This window comes from Corynebacterium urealyticum DSM 7109, from assembly GCF_000069945.1.
Lineage (GTDB): Bacteria > Actinomycetota > Actinomycetes > Mycobacteriales > Mycobacteriaceae > Corynebacterium > Corynebacterium urealyticum.
The window spans coordinates 675135-690066 of record NC_010545.1; the positions used below are offsets into that span (position 1 = coordinate 675135).

Genomic DNA, 14932 nt, shown 5'->3' on the forward strand with positions numbered 1-14932 from the left:
TTTTGCGCACGTCTAGGGATTCTTCTGGATTTAATCTCATCGTTATCGTATTGTGATAAAAGTTCAGCCCCGCCAGGGGGTCGGAGCGATCACGGGAATAACGAGAGGTTTCGAGTGTCTCCTAAGAAGAAGTCCAGCCTGCACCGCATCAACAACACCAACTCCACGCCACTGCGCCTGGCCACCGGCGGCATGCTGGCGACCCTGGTTGTCGGCGGTGGCGTTGCTGCTGCGGCACACAAGAACATCACGCTGGACGTCAACGGCGAAATCATCGAGGCTAGCTCCGTCACCGGCAACGTCGGCGACATCCTGGAGAAGAACGGCGTCGAGGTCAACCCCAAGGACCTGGTCAGCCCGGCACCGTCCGAGTCTGTCTCCAATAACGACACCATTAAGGTGCGCTCCGCGAAGCAGGTTGCCCTCATCATCGACGGCAAGCGCGAGAACGTCGACACCACCTCCGTCACCGTCGAGGAGATGCTGCGCCAGGTCGGCAAGTACGACGAGATCGCTACCGGCTCCCTCTCTGCCGGTATGAACACCAAGATCCCGGCTGAGGGCATGGATCTGGATGTCACCACGTCCAAGTACTTCACCCTGAACGACGGCGGCAAGCAGGGCCGCATGAAGCTGCCCGCCCGCACCGTCGGTGACATCTTCGAGCTGCGCGGCACCCCGCTGGGCGAGGACGACATCGTCACCCCGTCTGCGGATACCCCGCTGCGCGAGGGCATGCATATCGATGTCGTCCGCGTCTCCAAGAAGGATCACACCTTCGAGCGCACCGTCGCTGCACCGGAGCGCGAGATCGAGGACGCCAACCTGCCGGAGGGCGAGCGCAAGGTCGTCAAGGAGGGCAAGGACGGCAAGGAGCGAGTCAAGCTGCTGGTCACCCGCCACAACGGCAAGGTCACCGACCGCAAGGTCCTGGAGCGCGAAGAGCTCGAGGCCCCGGTTGAAGCCGTGGTCAAGGTTGGCACCAAGCCGAAGAAGCCGGCCGGCCCGGATGCCCCGGCTGTCGCGAACGGCTCCGTTTGGGACGAGCTCGCACAGTGTGAGTCCACCGGTAACTGGTCTATCAACACTGGCAACGGCTTCTCTGGCGGCCTGCAGTTCACCCCATCCACCTGGGCGGGCTTCGGTGGCACCGAATACGCTCCGGCAGCCCACATGGCCACCCGCGAGCAGCAGATCGCCGTGGCAGAGCGTGTCCAGGCCGCGCAGGGCTGGGGCGCATGGCCCGCCTGCACCGCGAAGATGGGTCTGCGCTAAAGCCCACCGGCGGCAAAACACAAAACTCACCGGCAGTCGTAGCGGGGAAGCATTTTCGCTCGCTACGCTGCCGGTCGTTTATATTCGAAGGCGTGAATGATGACGTGCGTGCCCAGGATGCCCCGGAGTTAGACGGGGGAGTATCGCTGCTCGGGCCGGTGGAGATCCGCCAGCTCGCCGAGGAGCTGGGGGTCAACCCCACTAAGAAGCTCGGCCAGAACTTCGTGCACGACCCCAACACGGTCCGCAAGATCCTGCACGCCGCAGATGTCGGCCCGCAGGACCACGTGATCGAAGTTGGCCCCGGGCTGGGCTCCCTGACGCTAGCGTTGCTCGGCGCGGTGGGGGAGGTTACCGCGATCGAGATCGACCCGCTGTTGGCAGGACGTCTGCCGCGCACCGTCGCCGAGCACGCCGCCCCCGTCGCCGACAAACTCCACCTCATCCTCCGCGACGCCCTGAAAGTCACCGCTGCGGACTGGGCTGAACAGGGGCTGGCCGCACCCACCGCGCTGGTGGCGAACCTGCCCTATAACGTCTCCGTCCCGGTGCTGCTACACCTGCTGGAGCAGTTTCCCACGATCAGTCGGGTGCTCGTGATGGTGCAGCTGGAGGTCGCGGACCGGCTGGCGGCCAAGCCGGGCAGCAAGATTTACGGGGTGCCCAGCGTGAAGGCTCGCTACTTCGGCGATACCTTCCGTGCCGCGACGATCGGCAAGAACGTCTTCTGGCCCGCGCCAAAGGTGGACTCCGGGCTGGTGCGCATCGACCGCTGGGGCGTGGGCGACAAGCCGGCTGCCCCGTGGGCCGAGGCGGTCGCTTCCTCCGGATTCGCTGAGGAGGTCGTGCGCGGGGAGACCTTCGCTCTGGCCGACGCAGCCTTTCTGCAGCGTCGTAAGACCCTGCGTGCCGCCCTCTCCGGCCACTTCGGTGGCGGCCAGCAGGCCGAGGACGTACTGCGAGCGGCAGGTATCGACCCGAAGCAGCGGGGGGAGAAGCTCGGTGCTGAGGAATTTTTGGCGCTTGCCCTGGCTAGCCTCGCGAGGAAGGAGGGCGAGCAGTGAGCACGCAGCACCCCGGTGACGAGCGCGGGGACACCCCGCGCATCAGCGTGGCCGCCACCGCGCACGGCAAGATCAACCTCCACCTAGGGGTCGGCGACGTCCGGCCGGACGGGTACCACGAACTGGAAACCATCTTCCAAGCCGTAAGTCTCACGGAGACCGTGACCCTCACCGCGGTTCCGCGCGGAGCAGAACCTGAGCTCACCGTCGCGGGACCGGATGCCCACCTCGTGCCGCGCGACCCCAGCAACCTCGCCTGGCGGGCCGTCGAGCTCGTCCGTGACCTGTGGTGCGAGCGCGCAGGGCTCTTGGAGGACCCCGCGGCCGACCCGGCGACCCGCGCGCCGTTGGTGAGCATCCACATCGATAAGAACGTGCCCGTGGCCGGCGGGATGGCCGGTGGTTCCGCGGACGCTGCCGCAGCCCTCGTCGCCGCCGTGGAGTTCTACTTCGGCCGCCAGCCCCTGCCATATCCCACCCCGCGCAAGGCTGTGGCGCCCAGCCAGGCGGAGTTACTGCAGATCGCCGCCACCCTGGGCGCCGACGTGCCCTTCTGCGTGCTCGGCGGCACCGCGCTCGGGACCGCCCGCGGGGACGAGCTGATCAGCATCATGTCCCAGGGGCCGTATCACTGGGCGATTGCCACCGACAAGCGCGGGCTGTCCACCCCGCAGGTCTTCGCGCAACTGGACCGCCAGCGGGAGGCCGCCCGCACCGGCAACCGGCCAGATATCCGCGCCCAAGGCATCGAGGAGTTGATGCGCGCGCTGGTGACCGGCGACCCCCATCAGCTCGCCCCGCTGCTGGTCAATGACCTGCAGGCCCCGGCGATCAGCCTGCTGCCCAGCCTGCGGCAAACGCTGGCGGTGGCCAAGGAGGCCGGCGCGCTCGCGGCCATCGTCTCCGGTTCCGGGCCATCCATCGCCATGCTGTGCGAGGACGAGGCCAGCGCCGTGGAGGTCGCCACCGCCGTGTCCGTGGCGGGCAAGGCCAGCGCAACGGTCGTGACTAGTTCGCCCGCGCCGGGGGCGCGCGTGGTCCGCAGCTAGCCTGGAAGAAGCACAAGAAAACACAGCGCTGCGGCAACCCCGTCGTGAATGTGAAGAAATTAAAGGAGAGCGAAAACCCACCGTGGTGAACCTCATCAACCTGGAAAACGTCGAGAAGTCCTATGGCCTGAAAACCCTGCTGGACAAGGTCAGCCTCGGGATCAACGAGGGCGACCGCATCGGCGTCGTGGGCCTCAACGGTGGCGGTAAGTCCACCCTCCTGAAGGTGATCTCCAAGCAGGTCCCCGCCGACGCGGGGCGGGTGTCCCACAACAACGACCTGCGCCTGGCCATGGTCACCCAGGATGTTCTTCGAGAGTGCCTCACCGACCCGGAGAAGAAGGACCTGACAGTCGGGCAGGCTGTCCTCGACCCGCTGGGCATGGAGACCTACGAGTGGGCCTCCCAGCCCAAGGTGCGCCGCGTGCTGCACGGCCTGGGCATCGTGGAGCTCGGCCTGGATACCCCGGTCTCGCAGCTTTCCGGTGGTGAACGCCGCCGCACCGGCCTGGCCGCCGCCCTGGTTCAGGACCTCGACCTGCTCATCCTTGATGAGCCCACCAACCACCTCGACGTCGAGGGAGTCCAGTGGCTAGCCGAGCACATCCTGTCCCGCAATACCGCGCTGCTCGTCGTCACCCACGACCGTTGGTTCCTCGACACCGTCGCCACCTACACCTGGGAGGTCCACGACGGGAAGGTGGACGTTTACGAGGGCGGCTACAACGACTGGACCTTCGCCCGAGCCGAGCGCACCCGCCAGGCCAACGCAGCCGAGCAGCGCCGCCAGAACCTCGCCCGCCGGGAGCTCGCCTGGCTGCGACGCGGGGCACCGGCCCGTACATCCAAGCCGCGCTACCGCATCGAGGCCGCCGAGGCCATCATCGCGGACGTCCCGCCGCTGCGCGACAGCGTGGAGCTGATGAGCTTCGCCGTCCGCCGGCAGGGTAAGAAGGTCATCGACCTGGAGGATGCCAGCATCAGCACGCCGGACGGTCGGCGCCTCATCGAGCACCTCACGTGGCGTCTGGGGCCCGGTGAGCGCATCGGCCTGGTGGGGGTCAACGGCTCTGGCAAGACCACTCTGCTGCGCACGCTGGCGGGCGACTACCCGCTGGACTCAGGCAAGCGCATCGAGGGCAAGACCGTGCGCATCGGTTGGCTCCGGCAGGAGCTCGACGATCTGGACCCGGAGCGCCGTCTGCTGGACACCGTCACGGACGTGGCGAGCTACGTGACGATCGGGGAGAAGGAGATCTCGGCCTCCCAGCTGGCCGAGCGGCTGGGCTTCAGCCCGAAGCGGCAGCGCACGCCGGTGAAGGACCTCTCCGGTGGTGAGCGCCGCCGTCTGCAGCTGACCCGAGTGCTCATGAGCGAACCCAACGTACTGCTGCTCGACGAGCCCACCAACGACCTGGACATCGACACCCTCCAGGAACTGGAGACGCTGCTGGACAACTGGGCTGGCACCCTCGTGGTCATCTCCCACGACCGCTACCTCATTGAACGGCTCTGCGACTCCACCTGGGCGCTCTTCGGCGATGGGGAGCTGACAAACCTCCCCGGCGGCATCGAGCAGTACCTCACGCTGCGCGCCGAGCAAGCCAAGGCCGACGGCACGGATGAAAACTCCATGAACCTGGGTGGCCAGGGCGGCGACGTCGAGAAAGCAGAAAAGAAGGAATCTAGCGGCCTGAGTGCCCAGGAAGACCGCGAGCTGCGGAAGCAGATGAACGCCGCGGAGCGGAAGATGGCGAAGCTGGCCGAAAAGATCACGGGGCTTGAAGAGGAGATGGCCGCGGCAGCCGAGGCCATGGACCACGAAAAGCTCGCCGAGCTCAACGAGGCGCTGCAGGCCGCCAACGATGAGCACGAGGAGCTGGAAATGGAGTGGCTGGAGGCCGCCGAGCGCCGCGAAAACGCCTAGCCACCTGCGGGCGCTCGCCCTCTTCCTCGGTCATCAGTACCTTCTCCCCACTGGGATTCAATCATCCGTACCAAGCAGAACATCGCGCCAATGGCCTGCTTGATCTTCGGGTTTCCCTAATGGGAGCTTTCGTGGCGAGGAAGCGGAACACTACTGGAGGCATGATTCTTCAGTGCCACCAGCCTGAATACATTTCCAGAAATTTGCGGTCGCGTCGTGCTCGATGTTGCCGGTGGTGGACATAGGTACTTCGCCCTTAGGCACGAACTTTTCCGTGTTCAGTGGCCCTACGTCTTCCGGCTGCGGTGCCGGAGCTTCTGGCTGTGGCGCAGGGGTTTCTAGGCCTCTAGGGGTCGAACTCTTAAGTTCCTCTCCCAGAGGTTTGATGTCTTCGACCTTGATTTTCTGCCCGAGTAGGTAGACATAGTCGGTATTCTCGGCGACTTCCCAGGAGCCGTATACCTTCATGCTGTGTCCCTCGTCGAGTGTGCTGCTCCAGTCCTCGTAGCCGGAGTCTGCGTCGTCGCAGACGTTGGCCTGTGCTGGAGGCTCGGTGTCCCTGTCTCTGTTGATGGTGGCGGGGTCGTCCAGCATCGTCCACCCGTTTTCGGCGGTGTCAAGTGTGAAGTGCCCCTTGATCTGAAGCAGGCTGTTTCCGGGTTTGATGGTGCGAGGGTCGTAGTCCTTCATCCCGTAGTCGCAGGAGCCGCCGAGGGTGATGGTTTCTATCTTGAGTTCGCCCTCGCAGGGGAGGTGTGAGTAGCAAGTGATGGGGAGGGGGTCGGCGATGTTGTGTTCTTCGGAGCTGCAGCCTGCGATGAGGAGGGGGACGGCGAGGATTGCTGGGATGATGCGGGCCTTCATGGTTTTTCTTCCTAGTGGGTTAGTGCTTGGCGCATGTAGACGGCGAGTAGGTGCTGGGTGACTGCGAGTTCGTCGGCGAGTTCTTGCTGGTCGCCTTAGCACCCCGGTACGCCGTAGCGAAGGTCGCGCGGGGGATCAGCAGGCGGGCGGCGTACTCGTCGGTGCGGGCTTCTTGTCCTTGGTCGTAGTGTCCGTTGCCAGTCGGCTCGTCGCCGTAGTACGCGTGCCCCAGCTCGTGGGCGAGCGTGGACCGATATTGGGTGATACTCATGCCGCGTCTGGTGCTGATCGTGCGGGGCTTGTGGTGGTAGTAGCCCTTCGCCCCGCCCGTGTGGCGTACGAGGCGTAAACCAAGTTCGCGGGCGTGGTCATGGAGGTCAGGGGCAGGTGGGGGTGTTCATTCACCGTTCCTTCGCCGTGGCCGTGCCCGGGGGTGGGGCGTGTTAGTACTGTTTCCAGACTTGAGCGCTGCTGCTTTCGACCTCTCCGTCGGAGTAAATGTCAGCGGTGCACGCGTACTCCATCCGCACGGGGGTCCCAAAGCCGTTGGGGAAGTCCACAACGCCTTCTGCGGTGTAGGTTCGGGGACTGTCTAGCCAGTCGTTGGCGGTGGCCGGCTTGGGGCCGTCGTCGGGGAAGGTAACGCCACCTGGGTACTTGGCGCGCTTTTCGACATCTTCGATGCAGGCCGCTTTGGCGCGTTCGAGATCGAGATCGTCTGACTTCGTTTTGACGTAGTAGAGGCTGAGGGCCGTGGCTACAGCGAGGGCGAGGAGTGCGAGCAGGACGGCCGTAAGGATTCTCATTGTCGACGAGTTTCCGGTGGCCGGGCTGAGGTGGGCCGATGGTGGGTAGCCCGGGTTGTGGGTCGTTGGTGGGTAGCCCGGGTTGTGTTTTTGGTTGGTCATGGGTGCTGCCTTATGGGGTATCGAAGGGGTCGTCGTGGTGAGGGTTGCGTAGCGCGTCTTCGTCGGGGCTGAAATCCGCCACGGCGTGGAGGTGCGGGGTGGCGCTGCGCGCTTCTAGCTCGTCGATGAGAGGGGCGTGAGTAGCGGGGTTCAGCTTCCGAGCTAGTTCTAGTGCAAGATAACCCGGTTCAGCCGTGGCGACTAGGGCGCCGTCAGAGTCGAGGTAGTTCGTAACTTCTGCGTGGGTGATGTAATCGAGTTCCACCAGAGCGATGACGGGGTTCACGTCGAGGGCGCGGCAGATTGTGATGAGGTCACCTGCATCGAGTTGAGCGTTCAGCCGCTTGTTGGCCGTTTTGCGCGTTACGCCCAAAACATTTGCGATGTCTTGGTCGTAGATGGGGCGCTTGGCGGCTTCTGACAGCCACTGCTTGATATCCACACCGGAATCGTAATGTGTAGTTTCCTGCCCATCAAATACATCTTTAGGTACCCATATGGGCGATCATGTGTCCGCGTGAGAGTAATTACCGTCGCATGACTAGGGGTTAGGTTACAGGTAATCGAGGAAATAGGAGATGAAGATAATGCTTCTACTGTCGATCGATGAGATTGACCGGGGTTAACTGACTTCATTGCATTACCTCGTGCATCGGCCTGGAAGAGAAAACGGGGGCGCCCAAGACATGGACTAAGGCCGTCTTGAATCAGTAGTTCGCCCAAAAGACCCTTATCGCGCCCAGTGCGGGGAGGATCTTTCGTGCCTAAAATCCCGCAAAAATCCCGCACGCGGTGCGATAGCGACCATAACCACGGCACCAGTGGCACTAGTGGTACGCCCCTGACCAGCAGAAATAGCGAACCCGCAGGTGGGCAAGTACCGTCGAAATTATGATTCTCATTAATGTTCGATTCAAGCCCCTGGACGAGTACGTGGAGAACTTCCGCGAGCACGTCGCGGAGTTCACCGAGGCTACCCGCAAGGAGCCGGGCTGCCTCTGGTTCGACTGGTTCCGCAACACGGATGACCCGAGCGAGTACATCCTCATCGAGGCTTTCGAGGACGATGCCGCGGAGGCACACGTGAACTCCGAGCACTTCAAAAAGGCCACGGAACTGTTCCCGAAGATCCTCAAGGAGACCCCGCAGATCATCAACACGCTGATCCCGGGCAAGACTGAGTGGGATCGCATGGCGGAGTTCCAGGTCGACTAAAATTATCGTGGCGGCGCGCCGGGAAACCCGGCCCGTCGCCACAGCTATATCTAGCGAAAAAACGATCAACTAAGGGTGGGTATCGTGACGCAGTTTATTTCCACAGTGGTTGAAGGACGGACGGGCATCATCGAGCTCAACCGTCCAAAGGCGCTGAACTCCCTCAATCCGGAGATGATCACGGGGATCCGTGAGGCCGTGGATGCCTGGTTGGACGACGCGGCCGTCGAGCAGGTCCTCATCCGTTCCAGCAGCGAGCGGGCGTTCTGCGCCGGGGGCGATGTCCGATCCGTGGCCGAGGAGGACGCCGCCGGCTTCCACCAGTCCGGGGACGAGTTCTTTACGGAGGAGTACGGGCTGAACCGCCGCCTGGCTACCTACCCAAAGCCTATCGTCGCCGTCTGGCAGGGCGTGGTGATGGGTGGCGGCTTCGGGATCTCCGCCCACGGCTCCCATCGCGTCGTCGGACCCAAGGTGATGGCTGCGATGCCGGAGGCGGCGATCGCTTTCGTTCCGGACGTCGGCATGACCCACCGCCTGAACAATCTCACGCCCCCGGAGGGGTACGCGGAGCAGCTCCCGGAGGCGGGGGCGTTGGCTGTGTTCCTCGGCACCACCGGCTGGCGGATGAATAGCGCCGATCTGCTGGCCACGGGGCTGGCCACGCACTTCGCGCCCGATCCGCAGGCCTTCGGCGACGCGGTGGGGGCGAAGGGCCTGGATCGGGCACTCCGGGAGGATGCTCAGGAACCGGCCACGGCCTTGGCCGGTGGCGCGGTGGGTGAGCCCTCTACTCTCCTCGCGAATGCACAGCTGATCAGCGAGATTTTCGGTGGGGAGACCTGGCTGGAGATCGACAAGGCGCTAGCTGCGGCCAGCGCCCCAGATGAGGCGGGGGAGAAGTTCCTCGAAGACGTGCGCGCGGCGGTGAAGAAAGCGAACCCGACCAGCTTGGTGGCGATCACGGAGATCATGCGGCATGCCCGCCACACAGACCTGGCCACCGCGTTGCGCAACGAGTTCGCGGTTGGGGCTGCCCTGCGCCGCGACCCCAATTTCCCGGAGGGCATTCGGGCGGTGCTGGTGGATAAGGACCAGTCGCCTCACTTCGAGCCGGCGGATGCCGGCGAAGTGGACCCAGCCGTGTGGCGAGAGATGCTGGAGTCCTAACCCGGCTTAGTTAGCGCCGAAACCGCGCTCGAGGCGGTTGAAGCCGGTGTTGAGGATGTCCTCGAGCGCCTCTTCGCCGGCGTAGCCCGGGTTGTTGGCGATCTCGGTGGCGGCATTGACCATCGCGGTCACCGCGTTGATGAGCAGGTGGATCTCGACGAGGCTGAGCGAGCCATCGCAGTAGCGGTGCACCGCGTGGGTCAGGCTGCCGAAAAGCTCGAGCAGCACGCCCGTGCCCTCGCGGTCCATCTGCACCGTCATGTGCTCGCCAAGGGAGGACGCGAGGTTGATCGCGGGTAGCGGGTTCTCCCCCGAGGTCATAATCTCGTGAGTGATCTGGCGTAGCAGCTGTACCGGGGTCAGTCCCGGCTCGGTCCGATCGATCCACCCGGCGATCTGGTGCACGTAGGTCTCGATGAAGTACAAGAACGCCGCGTCACGGTTGGGGAAGTAGTTGTGGAAGGTGCGGGAGGACACCCGGGCGCGCCGGGTGATCGCCCGGATGCTGGCGCCGTCGGAGCCCTCTTCGAGCATGAGCTCGGCCGCCGCACGGGCGAGGGCGTCACGGGTATCCGCCTTCTTCCGGTCCCGCAAGGTGCGTAGCTTCTTCGCAGCGCCATCGACGACCAGCGGCCGCTGGCCCTCCGAGCCCCCGCCGAGGGGAGTGCGTGAGCTGTTCTGTACTGTGCTCAACTCGAACCACCTAAATGACTAGCTTCTTGCCCTTATGTGCGGGGCAAACCTTATAGGGATTTTCCCTGTCTGGTGCAAAACTACGTGAAATTCTGTTCATCAATGATAGCCGAATATGTAGCTGCCCTATGGAATAAGGAAACTTTCATTGTCTGCTACGCCGTGGCGGGGGTGGCTCGTAGGGCTGTAGGGGCCGTGCGTGCCAGTGATGGGGTGGTGAGTGCATCGGTCAGGGACGTTCGGCCATAGGGGTTCTAACGGGTGTTCAAAATCACGGCGAGGCGCCACCTGAGAATGCACGTTATCAGCTTGTTCCCAGTATTCTATTAACTATGAACAATGCCATAACCTTTCAGGGACCGCACAACCCTCACCCGAAGAAGCTGAAGAAGAAGGCTTATGAAAAGGAGCTCAAGCGCCTGCAGGCTGAGCTCGTAGAGATGCAGCAGTGGGTCGTCGAGACCGGAGCCCGTGTCGTCATCGTCATGGAGGGGCGCGATGCCGCTGGTAAGGGATCGGCTATCAAGCGCATCACCCAGTACCTTAACCCGCGCTCCTGCCGCGTCGAGGCGCTGCCGGCGCCGACCGAGCGCGAGAAGGGCCAGTGGTACTTCCAGCGCTACGTTGAGAAGCTCCCCACCGCCGGTGAGATCGTGATCTTCGACCGCTCCTGGTACAACCGCGCTGGCGTGGAACGCGTCATGGGCTTCTGCACCACCGACGAGTACCGCCGCTTCCTGCACCAGGCCCCGATCTTCGAGCGTCTGCTCGTCGAGGACGGCATCATCCTGCGTAAGTACTGGTTCTCTGTCTCCGACGAGGAGCAGTACGCGCGCTTCACCTCTCGCCTCGAGGATCCGCTGCGTCGCTGGAAGCTTTCCCCCATGGACCTGCAGTCCATCACCCGCTGGGAGGACTACTCCCGCGCGAAGGACGCCATGTTCGTCCACACGGACATCCCATCTGCCCCGTGGTACACGGTGGAGAGCGAGGACAAGAAGCGTTCCCGCGTGAACGTCATCGCCCACCTGCTGGATTCCATCCCGTACCACCACATTGAGCGCGAGCTGCCGGAGATCCCGGAGCGACCGGTCTCCGAGTCCAACTACCAGCGCCCGCCGCGCGAGGAATTCCGCTACGTACCGGACTACGCCGCCAAGCTCGAGGTCGATGAAGAGCCCAAGGGCAAGGGCTCCAAGAAGTCCTAAAACCCGCCGATGGGGTAGCGGTGACGAAGTGCTAGTAGCCTAGGGCGTCATGCTGCATGCCGTTTCCTTCGCGCTAGTTGATTCGCTCAACGCGCTGCTCATCGGAGTCATCGTCGCCCTCGGCGTGATGCTGCCGCCCGCCGCGCCCTATCGGCGCATCGCCGCGCTTGTGGTGGGCGGGGACTGGCTCGGCGTGCTTGTTCTTTCTGTGGTGACCATGCTGGCGTTCGACGGGCTCGGCGACGCGGTGACCCGCGCGCTGGAGTCCCCGGTCTTCGCCATCGTGCTCATCGCTATCGGTGTTCTCACCCTTGTGCTGACGCTGCGCAGCAAACCAGGCGCCGAGCAGTCCCAGCTGCTCAACCGGATGGTAGGACCGCTGACTACCCCGTCCGCCGCGACCTTCGGCCTGGGCTTTCTGCTCGGCGTGATCCAATCCGCAACCTCAGCGCCCTTCTTCACCGGCCTGGCTTACCTCTCCGCCGGGGACTATTCTGCGGTCTTGCGCTACGTCGGGCTGATTTTCTACGCCAGCCTGGCGCTCAGCCTCCCTGCCTTGAGCGCCGTGTTCGTCGGCCTCGTGCGGGCCTACCCGAACGGTGCGTTCGGCTCGGCGATGGCAGCTATGCGCGAACGCAAAGCCGCGATGGCCAAGGCTGCCGGCTACCTGGTTGCCGCCGTCCTCATTCTTTTCGGCGCCTCGCTGCTGCTGTAAAAATCTTCTTTGAGGACGTCAACGGCCCCGCTGCAGGAAAGCAGCGGGGCCGTTCGTGGTACCGGCTGGGCGGCGCCTTGCTCTCGTGCCCATGCACACCAGGCCGAGGCTAGTCTGCGACCAGCGTCTCCAGGGTCAGATCCGGGAACTCCTTCTCAATGAAGGCCAGCTTCCACTTATCGCCGAACAGGGCGATCAGCTCGCCATCGCCGCGGGTGAAGATCTCCACGCCACGCTGGCGTCCCAATTGTGGGGCGGAGGCCTCATCCGTGCGGCGGGCCACCGAATACGGCACCGGCTCGGTGACGGTCTCCACGTTGTACTCCGCGGCCATGCGCCCCTGCATCACCTCGAACTGCATCGGGCCCACCGCGGCCATCACCGGGGCAGCGTCGCCGCGCAGGTCGTTGCGCAAGATCTGAACAACGCCCTCGGACTCCAGCTGCTCCAACGCCTTGCGGAACTGCTTGTACTTGCCCAGGGACTTCGCGCGCAGCGTCTGGAAGTGCTCCGGGGCGAACTGCGGCATCGGTGGGAACTGCACCTTCTTGCCGGTGTAGATCGTGTCGCCCGGGGCCAGCGCGCCCGCGTTGACCAGGCCGATGATGTCGCCCGGATAGGCGTTTTCCACCGTCTCGCGGGTCCGGCCAAACATGGTCAGCGCGTGCTTGGAGGAGAAGCTGCGGCCCGACTGGGCGTGGGTGACCTGCATGCCACGCTCAAACTCGCCGGAGATGATCCGCATGAACGCCAGGCGGTCGCGGTGGTGGGCGTCCATGCCGGCCTGCACCTTGAACACCACGCCGGAGAAATCATCTCCGGTATCGCGGAACTCCTGCACCGCGGCGGAGGCGCCGGACTGGGCGGCCAGCGTCTTCTCGTCGGATGCCCGGCCGGCGGGGGATGGGGCGAGCGCGCACAGGGTGTCCAGGATCTGGTGCACACCGAAGTTCAGCATCGCGGAGGCGAAGATCACCGGCGAGGTCACGCACTGCAGGAAGAGCTCCTGATCGTGCAGTGCGCCGTCGGCAGCCAGCAGCTCGGCCTCCTCGACGGCCGTCTCCCACACATCCCCCTCACGGTCGGCGGCTTCATCCGGGGTGTAGTGCTCCTCCGGGGCGATCGTGGAACCACCGGCGGTGCGGGTGAAGTGGATGTACTCCTCCGCGTTGCCGTCTTCGTCGATGCGGGCGAGTCCCCGGAAGTCCCCAGCCTCGCCGACTGGCCAGAACAGTGGGGTGGGCTGGAGGTCGATCTCGCTGACAATCTCCTCCACCAGGTCCAAGGCGTCCCGGCCCACCCGGTCCCACTTGTTAATCACCGTGACGATGGGCAGCCCACGGGCCTTGCACACCCGGAACAGCTTCAGAGTCTGGGGCTCCAGGCCCTTGCCGCCGTCCACGAGCATCACTGCGGCGTCCACAGCGGAGAGCACGCGGTAGGTGTCCTCCGAGAAGTCCGCGTGCCCCGGGGTATCCACCAGGTTGATGACGTAGGGCTCGCCCTCGTGCCCCTCCGGTGCGTAGTCGAACTGCAGTGCCGAGGAGCCGATCGAGATTCCGCGGTCCTTCTCCATCTCCATCCAGTCCGAGACGGTGGACTTGCGTCCAGCCTTGCCGTGCACCGCGCCGGCCTCCTGAATGACGTGGGCATGCAGCGCCAGTGCCTCGGTGAGGGTGGACTTACCGGCGTCCGGGTGGGCGATGACAGCGAAGGTACGGCGTCGGGTTGCTTCAGCAGCAGCGTGGGCGTTCATGAGTACCCAGGGTAGCGCCCCACAAGCCCCAGCCCGAATCCCTCCAGCCGCTGGGCAGGGGGCGGGGCCAGTCGGCTAAACTTTCACACCATGTCCAGCACTGACCCCCAGCACGTCGCGATCGATACGGTCGTGCCCGCAGTACTTGGGATCGTGCTGATGATCCTGATTTGGGCGACCCTGCGCTCCATGCTGGTGCTCTCCTCGGAGGACAGGATGTTGGGCGTGCGCATCCCTCGAATCAAGCGCCTCAACCCCGTTGTCTTGGCCGCGAAGTCTGACTTCAAGAAGGCCAATACGCGAGTGCTGCTGCTGTTCGCCATCGCGGTGCTGGTCGCGCTCGGGCAGGGGGCGCACCGCCTGGTGCTGTGGGGCTGTGTGGTGCTGCCCGGGATCCAGATCTGCGCAGGATTGTGGTTCTGGGTGAGGGGACGCCGGGCTATCCGGCAGGAGCGACGGCTCTCGCGATGGTGGGAGATCGGCGACGAGGACGCGGACTTCGCGGACACGGCATCGGCCTCGGAATCAGCCCGCCAGCAGTACGCCCACTATCAGCAGCAGCCCGGCACCGTGCCCCGCTCCTTTGACCAGCTGGTGTACCCGAAGACCGCGGGCTGGTTGTTTATCTTCGCCTACGGTGTGGTGGTCGCCGCCGGGGTGGTGCTGTGGTGGAACACCGATGTACACAGTGGCCGGGAACTGGGGCAGGTCTACCGCACCCCGCTTTTCGCGGCGCTGCTCGCGCTGGTGGCCTTCGTTGTCTCCTACTGGCTGAGCTTTTATGACCCCTCGGCACCTGGGCAGCCCCGTGGTCCGGAGCTCATTGCGTGCATGGCGAGGTTGCAGCGAGGGATCGCGTTGCTGACGCTTATCGGCCTCATTGTGGTGAACGTGGGCGTAATCACACCGGCTGTCCCTGAACTCGCGGAGTACGCAGGGATGGTGGGCACACTGCGGGCCGCAGGCTGGGTATGTGCCGCCGTCGTGCTTGCCGTGGATATCCTCTGGCCTGCGTTAACGCTGTTGAGGCTGCGCAAGAATGCAGTGGCGAAGAAGTACTCCTAACGCGCCGGGGAAGCGGGTCGTCG

General features: G+C 64.4%; 14 protein-coding genes and 1 pseudogene. 9 read left to right on the top strand and 6 right to left on the bottom strand.

The window, feature by feature from the left end; all coding sequences use genetic code 11:
* Nucleotides 1-114: 114 nt before the first annotated feature.
* The 4 genes from CU_RS02795 (at nt 115) to CU_RS02810 (ending at nt 5315) form a co-directional block, all read left to right on the top strand.
* On the top strand, nt 115-1275 hold the full coding sequence (locus CU_RS02795) for a resuscitation-promoting factor (protein ID WP_012359814.1): 1161 nt from the start codon (nt 115-117) through the stop codon (nt 1273-1275).
* Nucleotides 1239-2339: a 16S rRNA (adenine(1518)-N(6)/adenine(1519)-N(6))-dimethyltransferase RsmA gene (gene rsmA / locus CU_RS02800; protein WP_012359815.1), complete on the top strand. Its 1101-nt coding sequence runs from the start codon at nt 1239-1241 to the stop codon at nt 2337-2339. The genes CU_RS02795 and rsmA overlap by 37 nt, the downstream gene beginning before the upstream one ends.
* Nucleotides 2336-3388, top strand: a complete 1053-nt coding sequence (locus tag CU_RS02805; RefSeq protein ID WP_012359816.1) for a 4-(cytidine 5'-diphospho)-2-C-methyl-D-erythritol kinase — start codon at nt 2336-2338, stop codon at nt 3386-3388. Before rsmA ends, CU_RS02805 begins: the two co-directional genes overlap by 4 nt.
* 82 nt (nt 3389-3470) lie before the next feature.
* The gene (locus tag CU_RS02810; RefSeq protein WP_012359817.1) at nt 3471-5315 is read left to right on the top strand and encodes an ABC-F family ATP-binding cassette domain-containing protein; all 1845 of its coding nucleotides are present in this window, start codon (nt 3471-3473) and stop codon (nt 5313-5315) included.
* Nucleotides 5316-5465: 150 nt separating this feature from the next.
* Here CU_RS02810 and CU_RS02815 read toward each other — a convergent pair whose 3' ends face one another.
* The 4 genes and pseudogenes from CU_RS02815 to CU_RS02830 form a co-directional block, all read right to left on the bottom strand.
* The gene (locus CU_RS02815) at nt 5466-6179 is read right to left on the bottom strand and encodes a hypothetical protein (protein ID WP_012359818.1); all 714 of its coding nucleotides are present in this window, start codon (nt 6177-6179) and stop codon (nt 5466-5468) included.
* A 19-nt stretch (nt 6180-6198) separates the two neighbouring features.
* Nucleotides 6199-6519 (bottom strand): annotated as a pseudogene (locus CU_RS02820) (ImmA/IrrE family metallo-endopeptidase); the annotation flags it as partial.
* Between the two features lie 103 nt (nt 6520-6622).
* A complete protein-coding gene (locus CU_RS02825) occupies nt 6623-7087 on the bottom strand; it encodes a hypothetical protein (protein WP_012359820.1) in 465 nt (154 codons plus the stop codon).
* Nucleotides 7088-7097: 10 nt separating this feature from the next.
* Nucleotides 7098-7529, bottom strand: a complete 432-nt coding sequence (locus CU_RS02830; protein WP_012359821.1) for a hypothetical protein — start codon at nt 7527-7529, stop codon at nt 7098-7100.
* Nucleotides 7530-7978: 449 nt separating this feature from the next.
* Here CU_RS02830 and CU_RS02835 point away from each other — a divergent pair, with 449 nt between their 5' ends.
* A complete protein-coding gene (locus tag CU_RS02835) occupies nt 7979-8302 on the top strand; it encodes a putative quinol monooxygenase (RefSeq protein WP_012359822.1) in 324 nt (107 codons plus the stop codon).
* Between the two features lie 84 nt (nt 8303-8386).
* Nucleotides 8387-9472: an enoyl-CoA hydratase/isomerase family protein gene (locus CU_RS02840; RefSeq protein WP_012359823.1), complete on the top strand. Its 1086-nt coding sequence runs from the start codon at nt 8387-8389 to the stop codon at nt 9470-9472.
* Between the two features lie 6 nt (nt 9473-9478).
* Here the strand turns inward: CU_RS02840 and CU_RS02845 are convergent, their stop codons facing one another.
* On the bottom strand, nt 9479-10165 hold the full coding sequence (locus CU_RS02845; protein ID WP_012359824.1) for a TetR/AcrR family transcriptional regulator: 687 nt from the start codon (nt 10163-10165) through the stop codon (nt 9479-9481).
* Nucleotides 10166-10497: 332 nt separating this feature from the next.
* On the opposite strand from CU_RS02845, the gene ppk2 reads away from it, so the two are divergent.
* Together ppk2 and CU_RS02855 are read left to right on the top strand one after the other, a co-directional pair.
* Nucleotides 10498-11373 carry a polyphosphate kinase 2 gene (ppk2, locus tag CU_RS02850; RefSeq protein WP_012359825.1) on the top strand — a complete coding sequence of 292 codons (876 nt, stop codon included), beginning with the start codon at nt 10498-10500 and terminating at the stop codon, nt 11371-11373.
* A 49-nt stretch (nt 11374-11422) separates the two neighbouring features.
* On the top strand, nt 11423-12088 hold the full coding sequence (locus tag CU_RS02855) for a membrane protein (protein ID WP_012359826.1): 666 nt from the start codon (nt 11423-11425) through the stop codon (nt 12086-12088).
* 109 nt (nt 12089-12197) lie between these two features.
* On the opposite strand, the gene CU_RS02860 is transcribed toward CU_RS02855, so the two are convergent.
* Nucleotides 12198-13844, bottom strand: coding sequence for a peptide chain release factor 3 (locus tag CU_RS02860; RefSeq protein WP_012359827.1), 1647 nt, complete (start codon nt 13842-13844; stop codon nt 12198-12200).
* Between the two features lie 90 nt (nt 13845-13934).
* Here CU_RS02860 and CU_RS02865 point away from each other — a divergent pair, with 90 nt between their 5' ends.
* Nucleotides 13935-14909, top strand: a complete 975-nt coding sequence (locus tag CU_RS02865) for a hypothetical protein (protein ID WP_012359828.1) — start codon at nt 13935-13937, stop codon at nt 14907-14909.
* Nucleotides 14910-14932 lie beyond the last annotated feature (23 nt).

Bases quoted from the DNA above. Each gene is read 5' to 3' on its own strand.
- rsmA (WP_012359815.1), top strand. From the start codon at position 1,239: ATGGCCCGCCTGCACCGCGAAGATGGGTCTGCGCTAAAGCCCACCGGC.
- CU_RS02815 (WP_012359818.1), bottom strand. From the start codon at position 6,179: ATGAAGGCCCGCATCATCCCAGCAATCCTCGCCGTCCCCCTCCTCATC.
- CU_RS02825 (WP_012359820.1), bottom strand. From the start codon at position 7,087: ATGACCAACCAAAAACACAACCCGGGCTACCCACCAACGACCCACAAC.
- CU_RS02835 (WP_012359822.1), top strand. From the start codon at position 7,979: ATGATTCTCATTAATGTTCGATTCAAGCCCCTGGACGAGTACGTGGAG.
- ppk2 (WP_012359825.1), top strand. From the start codon at position 10,498: ATGAACAATGCCATAACCTTTCAGGGACCGCACAACCCTCACCCGAAG.
- CU_RS02855 (WP_012359826.1), top strand. From the start codon at position 11,423: ATGCTGCATGCCGTTTCCTTCGCGCTAGTTGATTCGCTCAACGCGCTG.
- CU_RS02860 (WP_012359827.1), bottom strand. From the start codon at position 13,844: ATGAACGCCCACGCTGCTGCTGAAGCAACCCGACGCCGTACCTTCGCT.
- CU_RS02865 (WP_012359828.1), top strand. From the start codon at position 13,935: ATGTCCAGCACTGACCCCCAGCACGTCGCGATCGATACGGTCGTGCCC.